At 41.2% G+C, this 20,939-nt stretch carries 18 protein-coding genes; 9 read left to right on the forward strand and 9 right to left on the reverse strand.

Annotated features, from left to right (window positions below; all coding sequences use genetic code 11):
• Positions 1 to 2 precede the first annotated feature (2 nt).
• Complete coding sequence (locus R2Q66_RS22275; protein WP_316753392.1) at positions 3 to 1,829, reverse strand: UbiD family decarboxylase; 1,827 nt, start codon at positions 1,827 to 1,829, stop codon at positions 3 to 5.
• 362 nt (positions 1,830 to 2,191) lie between these two features.
• Here R2Q66_RS22275 and R2Q66_RS22280 point away from each other — a divergent pair, with 362 nt between their 5' ends.
• Entirely contained in the window at positions 2,192 to 3,169 is a 978-nt protein-coding gene (locus tag R2Q66_RS22280) for a helix-turn-helix domain-containing protein (RefSeq protein WP_316753393.1), read from the forward strand.
• Between the two features lie 78 nt (positions 3,170 to 3,247).
• Here the strand turns inward: R2Q66_RS22280 and R2Q66_RS22285 are convergent, their stop codons facing one another.
• Complete coding sequence (locus tag R2Q66_RS22285) at positions 3,248 to 3,727, reverse strand: DNA starvation/stationary phase protection protein (protein ID WP_316753394.1); 480 nt, start codon at positions 3,725 to 3,727, stop codon at positions 3,248 to 3,250.
• Between the two features lie 184 nt (positions 3,728 to 3,911).
• On the opposite strand from R2Q66_RS22285, the gene R2Q66_RS22290 reads away from it, so the two are divergent.
• On the forward strand, positions 3,912 to 5,165 hold the full coding sequence (locus R2Q66_RS22290; protein WP_316753395.1) for a LysM peptidoglycan-binding domain-containing protein: 1,254 nt from the start codon (positions 3,912 to 3,914) through the stop codon (positions 5,163 to 5,165).
• Positions 5,155 to 5,802 carry a uridine kinase gene (locus R2Q66_RS22295; RefSeq protein WP_316753396.1) on the forward strand — a complete coding sequence of 216 codons (648 nt, stop codon included), beginning with the start codon at positions 5,155 to 5,157 and terminating at the stop codon, positions 5,800 to 5,802. The genes R2Q66_RS22290 and R2Q66_RS22295 overlap by 11 nt, the downstream gene beginning before the upstream one ends.
• 31 nt (positions 5,803 to 5,833) lie before the next feature.
• On the opposite strand, the gene R2Q66_RS22300 is transcribed toward R2Q66_RS22295, so the two are convergent.
• From R2Q66_RS22300 to R2Q66_RS22320, 5 genes are read right to left on the reverse strand one after another with little or no spacing between them, the layout of a single operon-like run.
• Positions 5,834 to 6,493, reverse strand: a complete 660-nt coding sequence (locus R2Q66_RS22300; protein WP_316753397.1) for a CoA transferase subunit B — start codon at positions 6,491 to 6,493, stop codon at positions 5,834 to 5,836.
• Positions 6,494 to 6,510: 17 nt separating this feature from the next.
• On the reverse strand, positions 6,511 to 7,212 hold the full coding sequence (locus R2Q66_RS22305) for a CoA transferase subunit A (RefSeq protein ID WP_316753398.1): 702 nt from the start codon (positions 7,210 to 7,212) through the stop codon (positions 6,511 to 6,513).
• Between the two features lie 48 nt (positions 7,213 to 7,260).
• Positions 7,261 to 8,361: a PQQ-dependent sugar dehydrogenase gene (locus tag R2Q66_RS22310; protein WP_316753399.1), complete on the reverse strand. Its 1,101-nt coding sequence runs from the start codon at positions 8,359 to 8,361 to the stop codon at positions 7,261 to 7,263.
• A gap of 48 nt (positions 8,362 to 8,409) precedes the next feature.
• Positions 8,410 to 10,782, reverse strand: a complete 2,373-nt coding sequence (locus R2Q66_RS22315) for an endonuclease MutS2 (protein ID WP_316753400.1) — start codon at positions 10,780 to 10,782, stop codon at positions 8,410 to 8,412.
• A 10-nt stretch (positions 10,783 to 10,792) separates the two neighbouring features.
• The gene (locus R2Q66_RS22320; RefSeq protein WP_316753401.1) at positions 10,793 to 11,311 is read right to left on the reverse strand and encodes a DUF4296 domain-containing protein; all 519 of its coding nucleotides are present in this window, start codon (positions 11,309 to 11,311) and stop codon (positions 10,793 to 10,795) included.
• A gap of 71 nt (positions 11,312 to 11,382) precedes the next feature.
• Between R2Q66_RS22320 and R2Q66_RS22325 the strand changes: the two genes are divergently transcribed.
• The 6 genes from R2Q66_RS22325 to R2Q66_RS22350 all read left to right on the forward strand — a co-directional run bounded on the left by R2Q66_RS22325 (position 11,383) and on the right by R2Q66_RS22350 (position 19,086).
• Positions 11,383 to 12,075: a YggS family pyridoxal phosphate-dependent enzyme gene (locus R2Q66_RS22325; protein ID WP_316753402.1), complete on the forward strand. Its 693-nt coding sequence runs from the start codon at positions 11,383 to 11,385 to the stop codon at positions 12,073 to 12,075.
• Positions 12,075 to 12,542, forward strand: a complete 468-nt coding sequence (locus tag R2Q66_RS22330) for a GNAT family N-acetyltransferase (protein WP_316753403.1) — start codon at positions 12,075 to 12,077, stop codon at positions 12,540 to 12,542. The genes R2Q66_RS22325 and R2Q66_RS22330 overlap by 1 nt, the downstream gene beginning before the upstream one ends.
• 75 nt (positions 12,543 to 12,617) lie before the next feature.
• Positions 12,618 to 13,442: a DUF3298 and DUF4163 domain-containing protein gene (locus tag R2Q66_RS22335; protein ID WP_316753404.1), complete on the forward strand. Its 825-nt coding sequence runs from the start codon at positions 12,618 to 12,620 to the stop codon at positions 13,440 to 13,442.
• Between the two features lie 2 nt (positions 13,443 to 13,444).
• Complete coding sequence (locus tag R2Q66_RS22340) at positions 13,445 to 14,722, forward strand: aspartate kinase (protein WP_316753405.1); 1,278 nt, start codon at positions 13,445 to 13,447, stop codon at positions 14,720 to 14,722.
• An 11-nt stretch (positions 14,723 to 14,733) separates the two neighbouring features.
• The gene (locus R2Q66_RS22345) at positions 14,734 to 15,915 is read left to right on the forward strand and encodes a hypothetical protein (RefSeq protein WP_316753406.1); all 1,182 of its coding nucleotides are present in this window, start codon (positions 14,734 to 14,736) and stop codon (positions 15,913 to 15,915) included.
• Between the two features lie 165 nt (positions 15,916 to 16,080).
• Positions 16,081 to 19,086 (forward strand): DUF2723 domain-containing protein, encoded by a 3,006-nt coding sequence (locus R2Q66_RS22350; protein WP_316753407.1) that lies wholly within the window; start codon positions 16,081 to 16,083, stop codon positions 19,084 to 19,086.
• Positions 19,087 to 19,184: 98 nt separating this feature from the next.
• On the opposite strand, the gene R2Q66_RS22355 is transcribed toward R2Q66_RS22350, so the two are convergent.
• Complete coding sequence (locus tag R2Q66_RS22355; RefSeq protein ID WP_316753408.1) at positions 19,185 to 19,820, reverse strand: peroxiredoxin; 636 nt, start codon at positions 19,818 to 19,820, stop codon at positions 19,185 to 19,187.
• A gap of 53 nt (positions 19,821 to 19,873) precedes the next feature.
• Positions 19,874 to 20,821 (reverse strand): DUF72 domain-containing protein, encoded by a 948-nt coding sequence (locus R2Q66_RS22360; RefSeq protein WP_316753409.1) that lies wholly within the window; start codon positions 20,819 to 20,821, stop codon positions 19,874 to 19,876.
• Between the last annotated feature and the right edge of the window lie 118 nt (positions 20,822 to 20,939).

The following is a 20,939-nucleotide window of genomic DNA, read 5'->3' on the forward strand; positions in this document are numbered from 1 at the left end:
GATTAAAACCCACCCGCTTTAAAAAGCCCTGCAAATCTTTCTATATTCTTTTCTACCTGAGCATCTTTAATCAGTTCCGGTGCATGATGAGGCTTCTTACGTGCATCAATCACTACCGGGCCGGTACATCCCCAATGTTTATTTCTGGTAAATGAATTGATACCATGAATATCCACCGCAGGATTACTCCTTGTAAAAGTGATCCAGACCAGGTTATTGATATTCTGAGCAGTAAAGGCACTATCGTCACATAAAACAATCAAGGCAATCCCTTCCAGATTCAGGTCTTTCAATTGCTCATTTAAAACCACTATTTCTTCCATGGCCTGCGCATGACTCAGATAAGGAGCGGCCTGAACAGCAAGTACGCCTGGAATGGCGACAAATGCAGCACTAAAACCTGCTGGCAAAGTAAATCCAGCTGGAACAACCTCCGATAACGTTCTACATATGGCACCAGCAGCAGCAAAAACTACTTTAGAGCCACTATTTAAACCGTCACCGCTATAATCTAAAGTATCAATGGTGGTATTGGTATGGAAATGCAAATCAGTCTGCGGATCCATTCTTGACAACACATGCTGCATAAAACGGGAAAGATCATGCGTATCTAAAGATTCGTCATCTTCCCTTGCGGCAATAAATAGGTATTTAGCCAGACTAAGCTGGTTTTTACCTAAAATGTGGTTGGCAATAGTTAGAATTTCCTGAGGCCTGCGTTCTTTAAGAAAAGGCGTATAACGCTCACTTCCTATCGCGAACAATAAAGGATGAACACCCGCTGCGTCTACCGCATTGAGCTCTTTCAAGCCATGTATTTCCTGCGGCAAAGCTGATCCTGCAATCTCATGAATCAAGGCCCCAAAACTGGTATCCTCCTGCGGAGGTCTGCCCACCACTGTGAAAGACCAGATCGCATCCTTGCGGTGGTACACATTGTGCACCTTCATCAATGGAAAAGGGTGAGTTAAACTATAATAACCCAAATGATCCCCAAAAGGACCTTCTGGTTTGTTTTCCTGAGGATAAACAGTGCCGGTAATTACAAAATCGGCATCCGCAGAAATACAGAAACCTTCCTCATCATAAAAATACCTGAACCTGCGGTTGCCCAATGCACCTGCAAAAGTCATTTCCGACAAGCCCTCCGGCAAAGGCATTACTGCGGCCAGGGGATGCGATGGCGGTCCGCCTACAAAGATGCTGACCTTTAAAGGTTGCCCCTTTGCATTCGCCTTGGACTGGTGTACCCCAATTCCTCTATGAATCTGGTAATGTAATCCGATCTCCTGATCTTGTATATAATCATTTCCGGCAAGCTGAATCCGGTACATGCCGAGATTGGCATTCATAATTCCGGGCTTATCGATATCTTCTGTATATACCTGTGGCATGGTAATAAAAGGACCACCATCCATAGGCCAGTTCACAATCTGCGGCAAAGCACTGATTGTGGTCTTACTAAAAGTAGATTTAAAAGTTTGTTTTAAAGGCAATGCCGTAAGGGCAGTAAGGGCAATTCCAGGAATCTGCAAAGGTTTCTTTAGTGCGCTCATCGGATCAAATTTCAATCCTACCAATTGCTCTACTTTATCCAGGCTGTCCCTGAACATGAATTTGGAACGTTCCAGTGTACCAAATAAATTAGATACTGCCGGAAAAGGGCTTCCTTTTACCTTCTCAAAGAATAAAGCGGGTCCCTGTTGCTCGTAAACACGCAAATGGATCGCTGCCATTTCGAGATATGGATCTACTTCTTCTTTTATCCTGATTAAATGGCCGTGTTTTTCTAAATCGGCCACACATTCTGCTAAACTTTTATATCCCATTACCTACCAAAGGTATTAAACTATTGTTGTTTGGCCTAAAGCCATTCCATAGAAAAGAGATATATTGCTTTGCTTTTATAAAAATAAAAGCTCCGGTGCCGGGAATAGCAGTCGGAGCAATTACGAATGGGAGCGTTCCATAATCTTTAATACCTATAATAAGAATCCAGGATTAACAATAACCAGCACAAATGTTTAGCACCAATTACAATAAATATTAATCAAGGACAATACCTTTACATTTTTAACAAAAGTAACAGCGAAACTTTATGAAATAGCAAAACTTTCCACAGAAAGAGTACAACATTATAATCTTACACCCACTTTTAGCTATTTTGCAGCCGCAAACCACACAATCCCCCATGTCTACACCGCTCCACCAGCAAAAAAAGCCTGATCAAAAATACTTATATTCCGTATTTGAACGTCTAGACTATTTCTTTCCCCTGCCTTTAGCCGCCAAACTGCAGCTCAGTGAAACCTGCTATGAAATTCATGTCAAAAAGAATGAATACTTATTGAGGAAGGGAGACTATAGTTATTTCGTATATTTTATCATTGAAGGCATCCTCACCGGTGAGGCGACTTCCGGAAAACAAGTCATCACCAGTTTCATCTGTGTACAGGGAGAATTTGTTTCTGCCATTGAGGGGATTTATGGCATTGTACCAGCTACAGAAGACATTAAAGCCGAGGAAGATTCTTTATTGCTGGGTGTACATGTAGACGATCTGGAAAAGCTGACCGCAAACTTTCCGGAAATGAACATTGTGATGAGAAAAGTGATGGAGCTTTATTATAAGATTGCACATCACCGCTCTGTATTTTTCAGGATTGGTACGGCATCCGATAAATATGCCGACTTTTTAAAGAATTACCCGCATCATGCAACGCGGATACCTCTGGAACTGGTGGCTTCTTACCTGAATATAAAAATCACTACCTTAAAGAAGATTGTGAGTGCCTATAACCGACAGGGTGAGGAAACGGTCTTATCAAAAGAAAGTATTGAGGCTTATCTGGAGGAACATCACCCCTACCGTCAGAAGAAATTATCGCTGGCACAGTTTGCCGGAATGCTGAATGTAAGTTCGCATACCTTATCACATTTGCTGAACCTATACTTCCAGCAGAACTTCAGTCATTTTATCAATACCTACCGGGTGAATTATATTTTAGCCCAGCTCCAAAACAAAGACCATTGCAAACAATATAGTTTAGATGGCTTGGGTCGTGAGGCCGGGTTTTCTTCCCGCAGCTCTTTCTTTTATGAGTTCAAAAGACAGAAAGGAATTACACCACACAATTACCTGCAGCAACAGGAGAACCTTCCGCTTTAAACATCTGGTTTTAAAATAAAAAGCCACTGTCTGAAACGTTCAGACAGCGGCTTAACAGATCATTAGGGGGAATGATTGTTACTTTTTACCACAAAAAGATCGCAGCATCCAGGTGTTTTTCTCTTTGAACTGCATGAATCTGTTGACCATGTCATTTGATCCGTCATCACCCGCTTTATCAGTGGCTTCTAACAGGTCACGTTCTACCTGGATTAAATGAGCCATATCGGCTAAAATTTCTTCCACCATATCCATGTCTTTCATGCCTATGGTATTCACTTCTTTAAGTGTTGATTCTTTGATATAGTCTGCAAAACGGCTATGCGGTGGTTTACCTAAAGTAAGTACGCGCTCGGCTATTTCATCAATTGTTAACTGTGCATTGGTATATAACTCTTCAAATTTGATATGTAATGTGAAGAAGTTCTGACCTTTTACATTCCAGTGACAACCTCTTAATTTCTGGTAATGTATGTGATAGTTAGCTAGATAGTCATTAAGCATGTCCACTACAGGTCTTACTTCTTTCTCATTTAAACTAATTTCTTTTGCGTCCATAGTATATATTGTTTTATTTTTGTCCGATCATAGGGTATGCCTATACAACAACACGAAAATTAAATGGTTTTGAAAATTGTTATTTTGAGGGACAATACCCCTTTGGAATCAACGTTAAATATTCAAAATTCCCGCTTTCTTTTATTATTCGTATAATTGTTCATTAAATTTAACAGAGACATTAATGTATAAATATTATATAGTATCGTTATTTGCAGTGCTTTTAAAATTACCCACTGCCAATGCCAATACCAGTACAAGGGATTCTATTGGAGTAGAAAACCGGAATGGCAAAAAGTTAATTATCCACGAAGTAGCTGCAAAAGACACTTATTACGCCATAGGCAGAAGATACAACGTGATCCCGAAAGACATCATGACTTTTAACGACAATAAGTTCCTTCAGATTGGCGTCATCATTAAAGTACCTACTAATATCCCTTTTAATAGTCCTGCAGCAGAAAAAACACCTGCTACCAATAAAAATGCAGTACTGAAGAAGAATCAAAATACAGACCCTGATGGCATCTTATTAGAACATACGGTTCAGAAAAAAGAAAACCTGGGTATGTTGGCAAAAAAATACGGCACTACCGTTAATGAGATCAAAAGACTCAATAACCTGAGTACCATCAACCTTTCCATCGGACAAGTATTAAAAGTCCCTGCCAACGAAGGTGTAGAAACTACGGAAACCGAAACAACAGCAGCTCCGGTAACGGCAGCAGTACCGATTGTAGTGGTTCCAAAAACAAATACAGTTCCGGCAACAGCAATTAAAAAGGAAACCAAAGAAGAAATTCTGGTTCCTATTTTCCCTAAAAAGCAAGCAAAACCTGCGGAGCCTGTTCAGGAAAAACCTCTCGCGGTAAATACTCCGGCTGATATGTCGGAAGATTTTATTGAGCATACCGTCGCTTCTAATGAAACGATGTATTCCATTGCTACCCGTTACAAGTTATCAATGGATCAGCTGAAAGCTAAAAATAACATGACCGGATACTCGTTAAGAGTGGGTCAAAAATTACTGATCAAAGGTCAATACCCACAAAAACCAGCTCCTTCTGCGAATCGCACAGACAGTCCGGTGGATACTTTGAATTCTATAAAAAATCCGTCATTAAGGTTGCCAGCCAGCAGATATGGCTTAAACCAAATGGACGAAAAAGGAACAGGAATATGGATTGCAGATCCGGATCTTGATCCCTCAAAAATGTTGGTATTACATCGCAGTGCGCCAATTGGAACCGTAATGAAAATTACCAATCCAATGAGCAACAGGTCTACCTTTGCGAAGGTAGTCGGTAAATTCACGGAAAATGAATCTACAAAAGATGTAATCATTGTGATGACTAAAGCTGTGGCGGACGCGTTGGGTGCTATAGATAAAAGATTTTTTTGTAATTTAACGTACGGTGGACAAGATAATGAACAATAAGCCATTTATCATTGGTATTGCGGGGGGAAGTGGTTCCGGTAAAACCTTTTTTTTAAATTGTTTCTTACATCATTTTAAGAACGATGAAGTAACCCTGGTTTCTCAGGATGACTATTACATTCCTGTGGGCGAATTGAGCCAGGAAGAAAACAAGCTTTACAATTTCGACCTGCCATCAACGATTGATGATCAGCAGTTCCTTTTGGACATCAAGAAATTGATCAAAGGTGAAGTGATCTATAAAAAGGAATACAATTTCAACAATCCTTTGGCCATCACTAAAATTCTGGAAATCAATCCTGCTCCAATCATTATTGTTGAAGGACTTTTCATCCTGCATTTCAAAGAAATTGCCGCCTTATTAGACCACCGTATATTTGTGGAAGCAGAAGAATCTGTTGCTCTGGCACGCCGTATTAAACGCGATGGTATGGAAAGAGGCTATCCTGAGGATGACGTTACTTATAAATGGCACAACCATGTGGTTCCTGCCTATAAAGAATACCTGTTGCCATACCGGGAAACTTGTGATCAATTGATCACCAACAATTTCAATACTCCGGATGACATCATTAAAATCACAGAGGAAATCTCCTCCGATTTAAAAATAAAATATTTAAAGCATAAAGCTGAGTAAACAAAAAAGGGACGTTTGATACGTCCCTTTTTTAATTTAATACCATTTCCGGCACGTCGTCATCTGCAAACAGCTTACCTGTTGTGGCCTGTCTGATGTAATCTACGCTTACTCCCGGTGCTCTTTCAATTAGTCTAAATCCACCACCCGGCAGTACGTCCAATACGGCAAGCTCCGTCACAATTTTCTTAATGCAGTTTACCCCTGTTAAAGGCAAAGTACATTTTGGCAGAAGCTTACTCTCTCCCGCTTTATTAACGTGTTGCATGGCCACAATGATGTTCTTTGCAGAAGCCACCAGGTCCATCGCACCCCCCATTCCTTTCACCATTTTCCCCGGAATCTTCCAGTTGGCGATATCTCCGTTTTCAGAAACTTCCATAGCGCCTAAAATCGTCAGGTCAATCTTCTGACTTCTGATCATCCCGAAGCTCATGGCAGAATCAAATATCGAAGAGCCAGGTAGCGTGGTAATGGTTTGTTTACCGGCATTGATCAGATCTGCATCCTCTTCCCCTTCAAAAGGAAAAGGGCCCATCCCCAACAAGCCATTTTCCGACTGCAGTACTACATTGATGCCTTCCGGGATATAATTGGCAACCAATGTGGGAATGCCTATTCCTAAATTCACATAAAAACCGTCTTTGATTTCTCTTGCGATACGTTTCGCAATTCCGTCTTTATCCAACATATAAATAATTTACAGGATTAATTTTTTGTTCTAACTGTACGTTGCTCGATTCTTTTTTCATAGGCTGTGCCTTGAAAAATGCGGTGAACGAAGACACCCGGCGTGTGGATATGGTCTGGATCAAGCTCCCCTGCCTCCACCAATTCTTCCACTTCTGCGATCGTGATTTTTCCGGCCATAGCCATTACAGGATTAAAGTTTCTGCTCGTAGACCTGAAAATCAGGTTGCCGGCAGTATCCCCTTTCCATGCTTTTACCAGGGCAAAATCAGCATCAAAAGCATATTCCATCAGGTAATCTTTACCATTAAAGTTTCTGACTTCCTTACCTTCGGCCACTTCTGTACCAACTCCGGCAGGGGTAAAAATTGCAGGCATCCCATATCCGGCAGCCATACATCTGGTGGCTAAAGTACCCTGAGGAATCAGTTCGACTTCCAGTTCCCCACTCAGCAACTGGCGTTCAAATTCCGCGTTCTCACCTACATAAGAAGAAATCATTTTCTTTACCTGACGTGTTTTCAGCAACAAACCGATGCCAAAATCATCTACGCCAGCATTATTAGATATACATGTTAAATCTTTAACGCCCTTTTTTACCAGTGCGGTAATGCAATTCTCAGGAATTCCGCAGAGCCCAAAACCGCCGAGCATCAGGGTATTCCCATTCTCGATATCGCTGATGGCTTCATCAGCACCCGAAACTACTTTATTGATCATATATAAGGTTTTGCTACTAAATTATAGTATAAAATGTGTTCGAACAATTTATTTAGCGATTTCTATAATTTTATCATCAGTACCATTACTGGTGGTCAGGTAAAGTCTTCCTTCCGGGGATTGACAAATCGCCCTGAGGCGTCCAAACTGATTGACCAAAAAGTCTTTAGTAGCCGTAATCTTGTCGCCACCAGCATTTAAACTCAGCTGTGTCAGGCTGGCGCCTTTCAGACTAAGCAGTAATAAAGAGTTTTTCCATTGCGGAATATAGTCGGAGTTATAATAAGAAAGACTGGAAGTAGCGATGGTTGGTGTCCAGGCAAACAGGGGTTCTACCACGTTATTGGCGCTACAAAAACTTTGCTCGCCAGGGAGATTACAAAAACCTTCCACATTTGGCCAGCCGTAATTCCGTCCTTTAAGGATCAGATTAACCTCATCATCATTATTTGGGCCATGTTCAGAAGCGTAAATTTTATCACCCACTTGTATCAACCCCTGGGGATTTCGGTGACCGAAAGTCCAGACCGGAGAATTGGCAATCGGATTATCGGCCGGGATACTCCCATCCAGGTTCAACCGCAGGATCTTTCCGGACAAAGAGCTTTGCAACTGCGCATTGTTCGCATTATTGGCATCCCCTGTGCTGATGAATAATTTTTGATCAGTACTGATCATTAACCGGGAGCCATTATGGATACTGGAGGCCGGAATTTGATCTATAATTGGCAAGGGCGCAGTTAATGCCCCGTTCGCATACGTAAAACGGACTACTTTTTCCTTGTAATTGCTTCCTGTTCCATAATCATAGACCACATATACCCATGGATTAGTGGCGAAATTTGGTGCAAGCGCCATGCCCAGCAAACCGCCTTCGCCATTAGCAACTACTTCAGAAATGGTGTGTAATACCGTAACCGCACCGGTTTGAGGATTGACTCTGCTGATCTTCCCGCCTCTTTCCGTGACCCACAATTGTTGGTCAGGGCCATAAATGATTTCCCATGGAAAGGCTAAACCAGCCGTCAGCACCTTTGTTTTCAGCGCTGCATCCGGAAGAGGATTCTCTACCGGTTCTTTAGATTTATTTTTCTTACAACCCGCAGCGCAAAGCAAAATTGCCAGGGCAGTGATCATTAATATTTTCATAGGACATTGCTTTTATTTAATAACAAGCAATGTCCTGAATATGTTTAACTAGTTGAAATACACATAAGTAATCCCATCACCACCTCTATCGGCATGTTCATCTTCTACCCTGTTTACCTGACTATATTTTTTCAGATACTCGCGGATCAGTTTTCTTAAGATACCGTCGCCTTTTCCATGAATCAGCTTAATGAAGGGAAAACCAAGCATGATCGATTTATCCAGATACTTTTCTACTTCATGCAAAGCATTTTCGCCCCGCATGCCACGTAAGTCCAGCTCAGCGGTGAAATTACCAATCGCCTCCGACATTTTGCCCGAATAAGAATTGGCCTGTACTACCTTTTTTGCCTGCTTATTACTGATTTTATAAACCCTGTTTTTCTTCAATACGGAACGTAACTCGCCTAAAGCCACGACTAGATTGTCTCTGTTGATCTCTAAAACCTGTCCCGTAGTTTCCGTATTGTTCAGCTGTACCCAATCGCCAACCTGAATCGGCGTATTTAAGGCTACGGCTACCTCAGGTTTCTTTTCTTCTTTTACCTGATGCTGCACCAATACTTTTTGCAGATTCTGACGCAGTTCTTTGGTCACAACCTTATCAGCCTGCTTATCTTTAATCTCGGCAATTGTATTTTCTACCAGCTTATTGGCATTTTTGATAATTGCCTGAGCTTCCAGTTTGGCCTCTTTGATCAGCACTTTCCTGTTTTCATCTAAGAACTGTTGCAGCTTTTCATTTTCTGCAACCAGGTTTTTCACTTTATTCTGCTGATTAGACAGATGCAGTTTGGTATCATAGATCTGCTTTTTCTCTCTTTCCAGGTCTACCAGTAAACTGTCGATACGGTTTTGATTGGTTCCTGTTTTTGCCCTTGCCAGTTCCAGCACTTCTTTTTGCAGACCGATATTCTGTGCAATTTCGAAGGCATACGAACTACCCGGTTTTCCAAGCTCCAGAATATACATTGGTTTCATGCGGTCGTTATCGAACAACATTGAGGCGTTTTCCAGACCAGGAGTATTCCCTGCGAAAAGCTTCAGGTTAGAATAGTGGGTGGTGATTACCCCTCTCACCTTCTTATTGTTCAATACTTCTAACACAGCCTCTGCCATTGGACCACCAAATTGCGGATCGGTACCGGTACCAAACTCATCAATCAGCACCAGTGTTTTTGGCGAAGCATGTTCCACGAAGTATCTCATTTTCGTTAAATGCGCACTATACGTACTCAAATCACTCTCAATAGATTGATCATCACCAATATCAGCAAAGATATTTTCAAAGATCCCCACCTCACTGGATTCATGTACCGGAATCAGTAAACCCGATTGCACCATGATTTGTAATAAACCAACGGTTTTCATACAAACCGACTTTCCACCCGCATTGGGGCCAGAAACCAGCACAATACGAAGCTCTTCCGTGATGTGAATATTCAAAGGAACCACGGTCTTTTTATCTTCCTTAAAAGAAAGATACAAGAGCGGATGCGTGGCATTAACGAGTTTCGTTTTCGCTTCTTTGATCAGAATTGGCATATCCGCATCTATATCAATTGAAAACAAAGCCTTAGCCCTCACGAAATCGAGTTTAGTCAGGAAACCATGGTACGACAACAATAAAGGCGTGTAAGGTCTTAAATCTGTAGTCAGCGCGATAAGAATCTTAATGATCTCTCTGCGTTTATCAAATTCAAGGTCTCTCAGCTTATTGTTCAGCGTAAATACCTCTTCCGGCTCCATATAAACGGTTTGCCCGGAAGCAGACTCATCATGAATGAAACCTTTAAGTTTTCTTTTGTTCTCCGCAAGGATAGGAATACACATCCTTCCGTCTCTGATGGTTAAGCTGCCATCCGCCACCCAGTTGTTGCCAACCGCAGTTTTGTAAATGGAATCCATCCGCTTTCTCACATCCTGCTCTGCTTTAGCGATATCGCCAATGATCTGTTGCAAAGTGGAGGAAGCATTGGGCTTGATTTTCCCTTTCGGGTCCAGCACCATTTCAATTCTTTTCAGGATATTCTTTTCTACCGGAAGGTGCTCTAATAAAGCCTCCAGGTTGGGATATACTTCTTTTCTTTCTTCAAAAAAACGCAATACAGAAAAAACCGTGAGCAGGGAAGCATACATCTGGTGCAATTCTTCCTCCACCAGGTAAGTTCCTTCTACTTTAATTTTATCTGCTAAGGATTTGATGTCAAAAAATGAGCTGATTTGTAAAGGCTCCTGATTTTCCAGGATACTTTTAAACTCATAAGTCTGACGCAAAAATTTATTGATCTGGTCATACTTCGTCATGACCTGCATTTTATCGACCATTTGTTGCCCCATTGGGCTCAAACAGTGTTTATGTATAAGTTGTCTGACCTCACTAAAACCCAAACGCTCTAAACAATTCTCCGGATATAACATACTTATAATTCTAATTTGGGTTTTTATAAACCATCTTTGGTTGAATAAACTCCATCGCTTTCTTCGTGGTATCCGTCAAATTCGTGGTATCTTTCAATAGGAAGCGGATTTTATAATCCGGTGACTTCCTGGCCAGCGAATCCGCTGATAATTTTAACATTAATTCTATTCTGTTTTTCGCGTTGATGACCGAGTCGGATTTAGTAATGACCGCTTTTTGTCTCGATAAATCCTGAATCACATGGGTATAAATTTCATCCAGTAACTTCGGATTGGCGTTATAATAAGTCATACTCCTTGCAAACATCGCGGAGTCCACATTATATTTCTTGTAAATACCTTTATAATAGGCACTGGCCACTTTCTTCGCAGAATCTACTCCCGGAAGATTGGAAATATAACCATCTACCACATGGATATCGCTCAGTACACCCGGCATTTTATCCGGCTGAATGATGTCTTTAGGAATCCCTGGTTTACAGGCAGAAATCAGTAAAAAAAGGGATAGTATATATAAAAAGTTTCTCATTATGCTTAAAACATCATTATTTCTTAGCCAAAGTTCGCTAAGGTTCTTAATTTTACCAAAAATACTGATAAATGAGTATAGCAGATAACTTATTAAAATATAAAAACGAATTGGATGAAGTTGCGGTGAAATTAATCGCGGTTTCGAAATACCAGGAAGCATCGGCAGTTTTGGAGGCTTATAACGCCGGACAAAGGGTATTTGGGGAAAACATTGTGCAGGAGCTGGTAGAAAAGCAGGCGCAACTTCCGCAGGATATTGAATGGCACCTGATTGGTCATTTACAAACCAATAAGGTAAAATACATTGCTCCTTTTATTAGTCTGATTCAATCGGTAGACAGCTTAAAACTGTTGATCGAGATCAATAAACAAGCGGCGAAAAACAAAAGAGTGATCGATTGTTTATTGCAGATTTACATTGCTGATGAAGACACGAAATTCGGTTTAGGCTACGATGAAGCAATTGATTTATTGCGTTCAGAAGAGTTTGCAGCCATGAAAAACGTTCGTATTACCGGTTTAATGGGTATCGCCAGCAACAACGCACTGGAGAAACAAACACTGGATGAATTTACAGAACTTAAAGTCCTTTTTGATGGGATTAAAGTAAGTTTCTTTAGAAAAGACGATAGCTTTAAAGAGCTTTCGATGGGGATGTCCGGAGATTATAAACTGGCCATTGAAGCAGGAAGTACCATGGTTCGCGTGGGCAGCAATATTTTTGGAAAAAGGAAAATTAAACACTGGAAAGAAGAAGCATAATGAATATAAACATCAGAGTTGCCACACAACAGGATTGCCCGCGTCTATTAGAATTGATTCATGAACTGGCGCTATATGAAAAGGCTCCGGAAGAAGTGACCGTTACTTTAGCAGAATTTGAAGATGCTGGTTTCGGTTCTAATCCGGTATGGAATGCCTTTGTTGTCGAAAATGATCAGCTGATTATCGGCTTTGCCTTATACTACACCAGATATTCTACCTGGAAAGGATGCAGATTATACCTGGAAGACTTTATCGTTACCGAAAGCTACAGAGGCAAAGGCATCGGAAAATTACTTTTTGAAAGAGTCATGAAAGAAGCTAAAGACAAGAACTTTAACGGGATGAACTGGCAGGTGCTGGACTGGAATGAACCGGCCATCAACTTTTACAAAAAGTATGATGCACAGCTGGAAGCAGAATGGTTAAATGGTTCTTTTTCAAAAGAACAGATTTCTAAAGTATAGTTTTCGAAAGAACAGTTATTCAATTTAACTGTTCTTTCGAAAACAGATTCATTGATTCTTTAAAAACTATCAGAGATGAAAAAATTAGCAGTATTAATGCTGGCTTTAAGCTTTGCAGCTTGTCAGAGTGAGAAAAAAGCAAGTGATCAGGGAGATACTACCGCTCTTTCTAATCTGGAAGTTAATGCCACAAATGGCTTGTCTTTTAAATACGACAGTCTTAAGGTTTTCAGTAAGCCTAATCCTGCGGCCAAAGAAAAAACCACGGATACTACCTATGTACGCCTCGTGTATCCGGTTTTCCAGGATCAGAAGCTGAACCAGTGGATCGAACAAAAAACGATTGCAGCGGTTGCAGATACTGATGATAAGAAAGTAGAGACTTACCAGCAGGTGGCTGATAATTTTCTGAAAGATTACGAATCCCTGGCTACTACCGCAGGAACTTCAGCAACCTGGTTTTTGGATGCCGAAACAAAGGTCTTAACAGATCAGCCTGATTATTTAGGTTTGGAACATAGCCTGGTGAATTATGCCGGTGGTGCACACCCCAACAGCGCCATGATTTACTGGAATCTGAACCCGAAAACCTTACAGGAAATCACACTGGAATCCCTGATCAATGAAGGCAGCATGCCCCAACTGGTGACTATTGCAGAAAAGATTTTCAGGAAAAACGAGAAATTAAGTCCGACAGCAAGCCTTAAAGACAGCTATTTCTTTGAAAATGACAAGTTCAACCTGAACCGTAATTTTACGATCACCAAAGAAGGATTAAAATTCCTATACAATCCATACGAAATTAAAGCCTATGCTTATGGTAGCACTGAATTGATCATTCCTTTCAGCGATTTAAAAACCATAGCCAGGCCAAATACCTTACTCAGTCCGACAAAATAACTATGCTCGTATTCAAATTTGGAGGCGCCTCGGTTAAAGATGCAGCTGGCGTCATCAACCTTGCGCAAATTGTTAGCCGCTACCCAAAAGAAAAACTATTGATCGTCATTTCTGCCATGGGCAAAATGACCAACAAACTGGAAGAACTCTGCAAAGCTTACCTGAATGGAGAAGAAGAACTGACGCATCAGATCTTTGAAGCCGTAAAAGCTTACCATTTTGCTATTATTGCGGACCTGTTCCCGAATCACCAACACCCAATCTACAATGATGTAGCGAATACCTTTGTAGAAATCGACTGGCTGATTGAAGAAGAAATTACAGATACACCTGATTACATCTATGATCAGATTGTGTCTATCGGTGAAGTCATTTCTACTAAAATCGTTGCGGCTTACCTGAATGAAGCCGGTTTAAAAGCCAAATGGCTGGATGCCCGTAACTTCATTCAAACTGATAACAATTACCGCGAAGGAAATGTAAACTGGGAGAAAACGGAAGCAGAAGTACAGAAAGAATTATTACCTGTACTGGATCATTTTATTGGCGTAACCCAGGGATTTATCGGGGGCACCAGTGAAAACTTCACCACTACTTTAGGTCGCGAAGGCTCTGATTATTCGGCTGCGATTTTCTCTTCCTGCCTGAATGCGGCTTCTTTAACCATCTGGAAAGATGTTCCGGGCGTATTAAACGCAGATCCAAAATGGTTTGATGAGACTGAGCGCATTCCGCAATTGTCGTATCATGATGCCATCGAACTGGCTTATTATGGCGCTACGGTGATTCACCCAAAAACCATTAAGCCAATCCAGAATAAAAATATCCCCTTATATGTACGCTCTTTCCTTCATCCGGAAGCTGAGGGAACGGACATCACCAATGCGGAAAACCACTTGCCGGTCCCTTCTTTTATCTTTAAGGTGCAACAGGTGCTGATCTCTATTTTCCCTAAGGATTTCTCCTTCATTATCGAAGAAAACCTGAGTGATATTTTCAGTCTTTTCCATAAACACAAGGTAAAAATCAATACCATGCTGAATTCTGCCATCAGTTTTTCGGTGAGTATTGATGAAGATCCGGAGAAATTAAAACAACTGATTGAAGAACTTTCCGTTCATTACAAAGTAAAATACAATACCGGTTTAGAGTTGGTGACCATCAGGTATTACAACCAGGAAACTATCGATCGCGTAACTGTTAACAAAAGCATTTTGCTGGAAGTTAAAAGCAGACATACCTGCCAGATCGTGATGAAAGACCGTAACCTTAACGCCTAAAATCTAGTCCATTGAACAAAAATATTTTAGCCGGCGAAGTACAGGAATATATCAATAACCATTTAACCGGGGATGTATTTACCATTGCCATGGCTAAAAGTCCCTTTCCGGAGGTCAGTTCTAAAGAACTGGCCAACCAGATTGCCGCAAAGCAAAAAAGCGCAAAGAAATTACCGCATTGGTATCACCGGGAACTGATTTATTACCCGGCATTATTGTCGATAGAGCAGTGCTCTTCGGAAAGTACAGCGGCTTATAAATCAGGTTTGGCCATTGGCGAAACACTGATCGACCTGACCGGTGGTTTTGGGGTAGACAGCCTTTTCTTTGCCCGCAAGCTGAATCAGGTGACCCATTGCGAGATCAACCCGGAGCTTTCCGAAATTGCCGCATACAATGCACAAGTGTTTCAACAGCAAAACATGAGCTTTCTGGCCCTGGATGGCATTGCTTATCTTCGGGAAACAGCGGTATTTTTCGACACTATTTACATTGATCCTGCCAGAAGAAGTAGCACAGGAAAAGTGTTTATGCTCAAAGACTGTACGCCAAATGTGGTGGAGCATCTGGATCTGCTGTTGTCAAAATCTAAGCGGATCATCATTAAAACAGCACCTTTACTTGATTTCAGTGCCGGATTAAAAGAACTGAAAAATGTAAGTGAAATCCATGTAATCAGCGTTAAAAACGAATGTAAAGAGCTGTTATGGATCGTCGAAAACGAGCCTTCCGCCCGGGTGAAAATCGTTTGTACCACCCTCAATGAGCAGGAAAAAAACTTTAGCTTTTTTAAAGGAGAAGAGGATACTGACGCAGAAATCCAGGACCTGGACTTACAGCAATACCTTTACGAGCCCGATACTGCCCTGCTGAAAGGCGGCGCTTTCAATCTGATTGCCAGCAGGTATGGCTTACAGAAATTACATGCACAAACACAACTTTATACTTCTTCAGAAGTTATTGAAAACTTCCCGGGAAGAAGGTTCAAAATCAATGGCCTGCGCTCAACCGCCGATCTGAAAAAAGAAAAAGACCTGAGGGGAAATGTGATCGCCAGAAATTACCGCGACAAAGCGGAACAGCTGGTGAAAAAATACAAGATCAAACCGGATCAACAGCGCTTTTTAATCTTCACACAGAGTAAAAAACAAGGTTATCTGATCATTGATGCCCATATTGAGCAGCACTATTAACGAATACCTACTCGTTTCTACACGATGAAATCCCTGTTTCTCAAAGTTTCATTCCAGCAGTCTAACTGAAAAATTTAACATTCTTTAACATACTTTAACACTTGTAAAATATTATCCTTTAATGATTTGGTTATTTTTGATTAACCCAAAATTAAACCTTAAATCATGAAAAATTATTGCCGCATCAACAACCTGGTGGGCTTCCTCCTTTTTGGGGTCGCCACCCTTGTGTATTGGCTGACAATGGAACCAACCGTCAGTTTCTGGGATTGTGGAGAATTCATCGCTGCCAGTGATAAACTACAGGTCGGCCATCAACCCGGAGCCCCTCTGTTCCTGATGATCGGCAAGCTTTTCTCCTTATTCGCCCTTGGCGACACTGCCAAAATAGCTTATTGGATCAATTTCAGCTCTGTGCTATTCAGCGGAGCCACCATCATGTTCCTCTACTGGACCATTACAGCGCTGGCATCCAAACTATATCCCGAAGAAAAAACCAAACTGGAATCACTGGGTATCATCGCCGCAGGTATTGTAGGTGCATTGGCCTATACTTTTTCCGATACCTTTTGGTTTTCGGCAGTAGAATCGGAAGTATATGCGCTCTCTACCCTATTTACCGCCATCGTGTTCTGGGCCATTCTGAAATGGGAAAAAAGCCTGGACAACCGCTGGCTGATTTTCATTTCTTTTCTTGTAGGCCTTTCTATCGGCGCGCATCTTTTAAGTTTACTTACCATTCCTGCGATTGTTCTGGTTTATTATTTCAAGAAAACAAAAGCAGTAACCTGGCCTGGTACGCTAAAAGCCTTTGCCCTTGCCTGTCTGATTGTTGGCATCGTGCAAATCGTCATCGTACAATACCTCGTTCTTGCAGCCGCAAAATTCGACCTTTTCTTTGTGAATACTTTAGGATTGGGCTTTGGCACTGGTGCCATGGCTTTTATTTTAATATTAGTTGGCGCCATTAGTTATGGCATTTACTATTCGATCCAGCAGCGTAAATATAACCTGAACCTCAGCCTGCTTTGTTTCGCATTTATTATCTTCGGATTCAGTTCCTATTTTGTGATCCTGATCCGTGCAAATGCTAAACCCAGCATTAACTTATCAAACCCCGACAGTCCCTTTTCCTTGTACAGTTACCTCGGAAGAACCAATTACGGAGAAACCCCATTGTTGTACGGAAAATCCTTTGATTCCAAACAAACGGACTATAAGGAAACCGGCACAGAATACCGTAAGGGAAGCTCAAAATATGAGGAATCCGGAAAATCATTCAAGGTGAATTACGATAAAAACATGCTCTTTCCGAGAATGTACAGTAGTAAACCAGATCATATCAACTTTTACCAGCAATGGATGGGACTCGAAAAAGAACAGCCAGTTACAATGTCTGATAACCTGGGATTTTTCAGTTCTTATCAGGTAGGTTTCATGTACATGCGTTATTTCTTATGGAACTTTGTGGGCCGTCAGAGCGATATTCAGGGACAAGGAAATCTGGAGGAAGGAAACTGGCTGTCTGGCATTAAGCCATTGGATGCCGTCAGACTGGGTTCTCAAAGTAAACTGCCTCCTTCTATTCAAGACAATAAAGGCCATAATGTGCTGTACGGCTTACCTTTTCTATTGGGAATGGCCGGACTAATCTTCCTGTACAGAAAGGACAAACAGGCCACTTTGGTGATCGCCACCTTATTCTTTTTCACCGGTCTGGCCATCATTCTATACCTAAATCAGGACCCGCTACAAGTTAGAGAACGTGATTACGCCTATGTAGGATCATTTTATGCCTTTTGTATCTTTATTGGCTTAGGCGTATTGGCGATCAAAGAAATGCTTTCCCGTTTTGCTCCCCGAAAAATGAGTCTGGTTCTGGCCGTAGTAACAGGAGTATTGATTGCACCGGCTTTAATGGCGGTACAAGGTTGGGACGATCATGACCGTTCCGGCAAAACCACTGCAAGAGACTGGGCCGTAAACTACCTGAATTCCTGTGCACCAAATGCGATTTTGTTTACCAATGCGGATAATGATACCTTCCCCTTATGGTATGCGCAGGAAGTAGAAGGCATCAGAACGGATGTCCGCGTGATCTGTCTACAGTTTCTTAGTGATGGCAATTTCATCAATCAATTGAGAAAACAACAAAACAAATCTGCTGCATTACCAATCACCATGGCCCCTGAAAAATATCAACAGGGTGTTCGCGATTATATCCCTTATATCGATTACGGATTTACCGATAGTGTAGAATTAAAAGACTTGTTAACCGTACTCACCTCGGATGCAAAAGCCGATCAGGCACAAATGAACGATGGTTCTTATGAAAACTTTCTGCCAACTAAAAAGCTTAAAATGACCGTTGATTCCGATCAGCTGGTTAAAACAAATACCATTAAAGCGGCAGATCAGGACAAAGCTGTTGGCCAGATGGAATGGACCGTAGATAAAAACTTCATTGGTAAAGCAGAGCTGGCGATGTACGACATCCTGGTACACAACAACTGGGAAAGACCAATTTATTTTGCCACTTCTGTTTCCCAGGATACCTATATCGGCTTAGACAAATACTTGTATCTGGAGGGTTATGCCTACCGTCTACTCCCTTTAAAAACGGATCCTAAGGATGATCGTAATAAATCAGAGGTCACCAATACGGAGGTGATGTACAACAATGTGATGCACAAAATGGATTATTCCGGCTTTAAATCAGCCAGATACCTGGATGTTGAAAGCAGAAGAATCGGAGAAAGCACCTGGACTTTCCACAATACCCTGGCTACAAACCTGATTTTGGAGGGCAAAGATGTACAGGCACTAGCGGTCATGAAGAAAAGTGCGAAAGAACTTCCGCTAAAAAATTACTCGATTCAGGATACGATCAACAGGTATAATAGCATCAGGCTGTTTTACGAGTTAAAAGACCTGCCACAGGCCAACTTAATGGCTAAGGAAACACTTTCCTTTATCGACCTGGAATTGCAGTACATCGCTTCTCTGGAACCGGAACAACAAAGAAGACGGTTAAGAGATATACAGGTTGGCCTGTCTATACTGAACGGTATGGAGGAATTGAGTAAGGCAAACCAGCAAGCGGAATTAAGCAAAGCCATTAAATCCAGCTTTAGTAATTACGAAAGTATCTTTTTAAAGTCCATCGGATAATTCATCAGATCTAATAAAGTATAAAATGTAATGGCCCCATCATTCGTTGAATGATGGGGCCATTTTTATGATTAATATCTTCAGAAATAAATCAAGCTCTATTTATTTGGTTGAGGAGTCATTCTTAGATAAGGTTTAATCACTTTATGTCCTTTTGGAAATTTAGCTGGAATATCTTCTGTTTTAATGCTGTTCATCACCACTACATCATCACCATCTTTCCAATCTGCCGGAGTAGCAACGCTATAGTTCGCAGTCAACTGCAAAGAATCAATTACTCTCAAAACCTCATCAAAGTTTCTGCCGGTAGAAGCTGGATACGTCAACATCAATTTCACTTTTTTATCTGGTGAAATCACAAATAAAGAACGTACGGTTAAGGTTTCCGAAGCATTAGGGTGAATCATATCATAAAGATCTGCGATCTTTTTATCCTCATCTGCAATGATCGGGAACTCTACAGTAGTATTTTGTGTTTCATTAATATCTCTGATCCATCCTTTATGTGATTCTGCTGAATCTACACTCAGGGCCAGTACTTTTACATTTCTTTTTTCAAATTCACCTTTTAAGGAAGCCGTACGGCCAAGTTCAGTAGTACATACCGGAGTATAATCTGCCGGATGAGAGAATAAAACGCCCCAGCTATCTCCTAAAAATTCATAAAAATCAATATTACCGATAGAAGTTTCTGCTTTAAAGTTGGGCGCTACGTCCCCTATTCTTAAACTCATAATGTTGTGGTTTTAGGGTATAAATTATAATATCTACAAATTTAGTATACTTTTTAGAATAATTGTGGGTCTTTTGTAATTTCTCCATTTTGATCACCTAAAAAATTAATCTCCGGGAGCTGGCTCCCCAGATATTTATTGAATGCTTTGATGGTATAATTGGCCAGAATTGGCGTATCCTTTTCATCATGCTGGTGCAGGAAGAAATAGACTTTTTCAAGGCCCTGGTCGAGCCATATCTTAATACGTTTCACCCATTCCTCAATTCTTGCTTCATCAGAAGCTTTAAATGCAGCCCCATTTCCGACAAAACGAATAAAGACTTCAGGGATAGTCAGCTCCATATGAATCACATCTCTTCTACCACTGGCATCAGTAATGACGGCACCCTTATTTAATCTGGCCAACATTTCGAAAAGTGCTTTGCGGTTACTGGGTACAGTAAACCACTCTGTATTCCGAAGTTCTACAAATACAGATAAGTCTGAGGGTAGGTATTCGAGATAAGCCTCCAAAACCTCCTTGTTTTTGGGCCCGAAATTATCCCCCATTTGCAGAAAACATGGTCCGAGGTATGCTCCGAATTCAGAGATTCCGGAGAGAAAAATTTCAGTTGCTTCTTCCGCACCTTTTAGTCTTTTAATATGGGTAATGGTTTGGGAAAACTTCGGACAGAATACAAAGCCATTGCTCGCATTCCCGGCAGCCTTTTCTTTCCATTTCCTGATTTGTTCCGCTTTAGGAAGACTATAAAACACGGCATTCAGCTCGATGGCATTAAAATGTTTCACATACTCATCCAGGAAATTAGCTTCTTTAGTTTTTGGCGGATAAATCATGTTTACCCACTCTTTCCTACCCCATTTTGCACAGCCCACATAAAACTCCGGCGCTTTCCCTGATTTTTTGCCCGATAAAGTACGTAGCGTTTGCTGCCCATCTTCCGGCAGACTAAAGTCTATCGTTTTAAGTTCATCATCATCAACTTTCCCAAAATCCATGTCTTTGTAATTAGTTTCACAACAGCTTATCTTATAAAACTAGAAAATTATCAGGACAAAAGAAACAAAAAACGCCGTTAAAAAAGAAGACCCTACAGCGAGATCAGCTATAGGGTCT

This window comes from Pedobacter gandavensis (assembly GCF_032677645.1).
Classification (GTDB): Bacteria; Bacteroidota; Bacteroidia; order Sphingobacteriales; family Sphingobacteriaceae; genus Pedobacter; species Pedobacter gandavensis_A.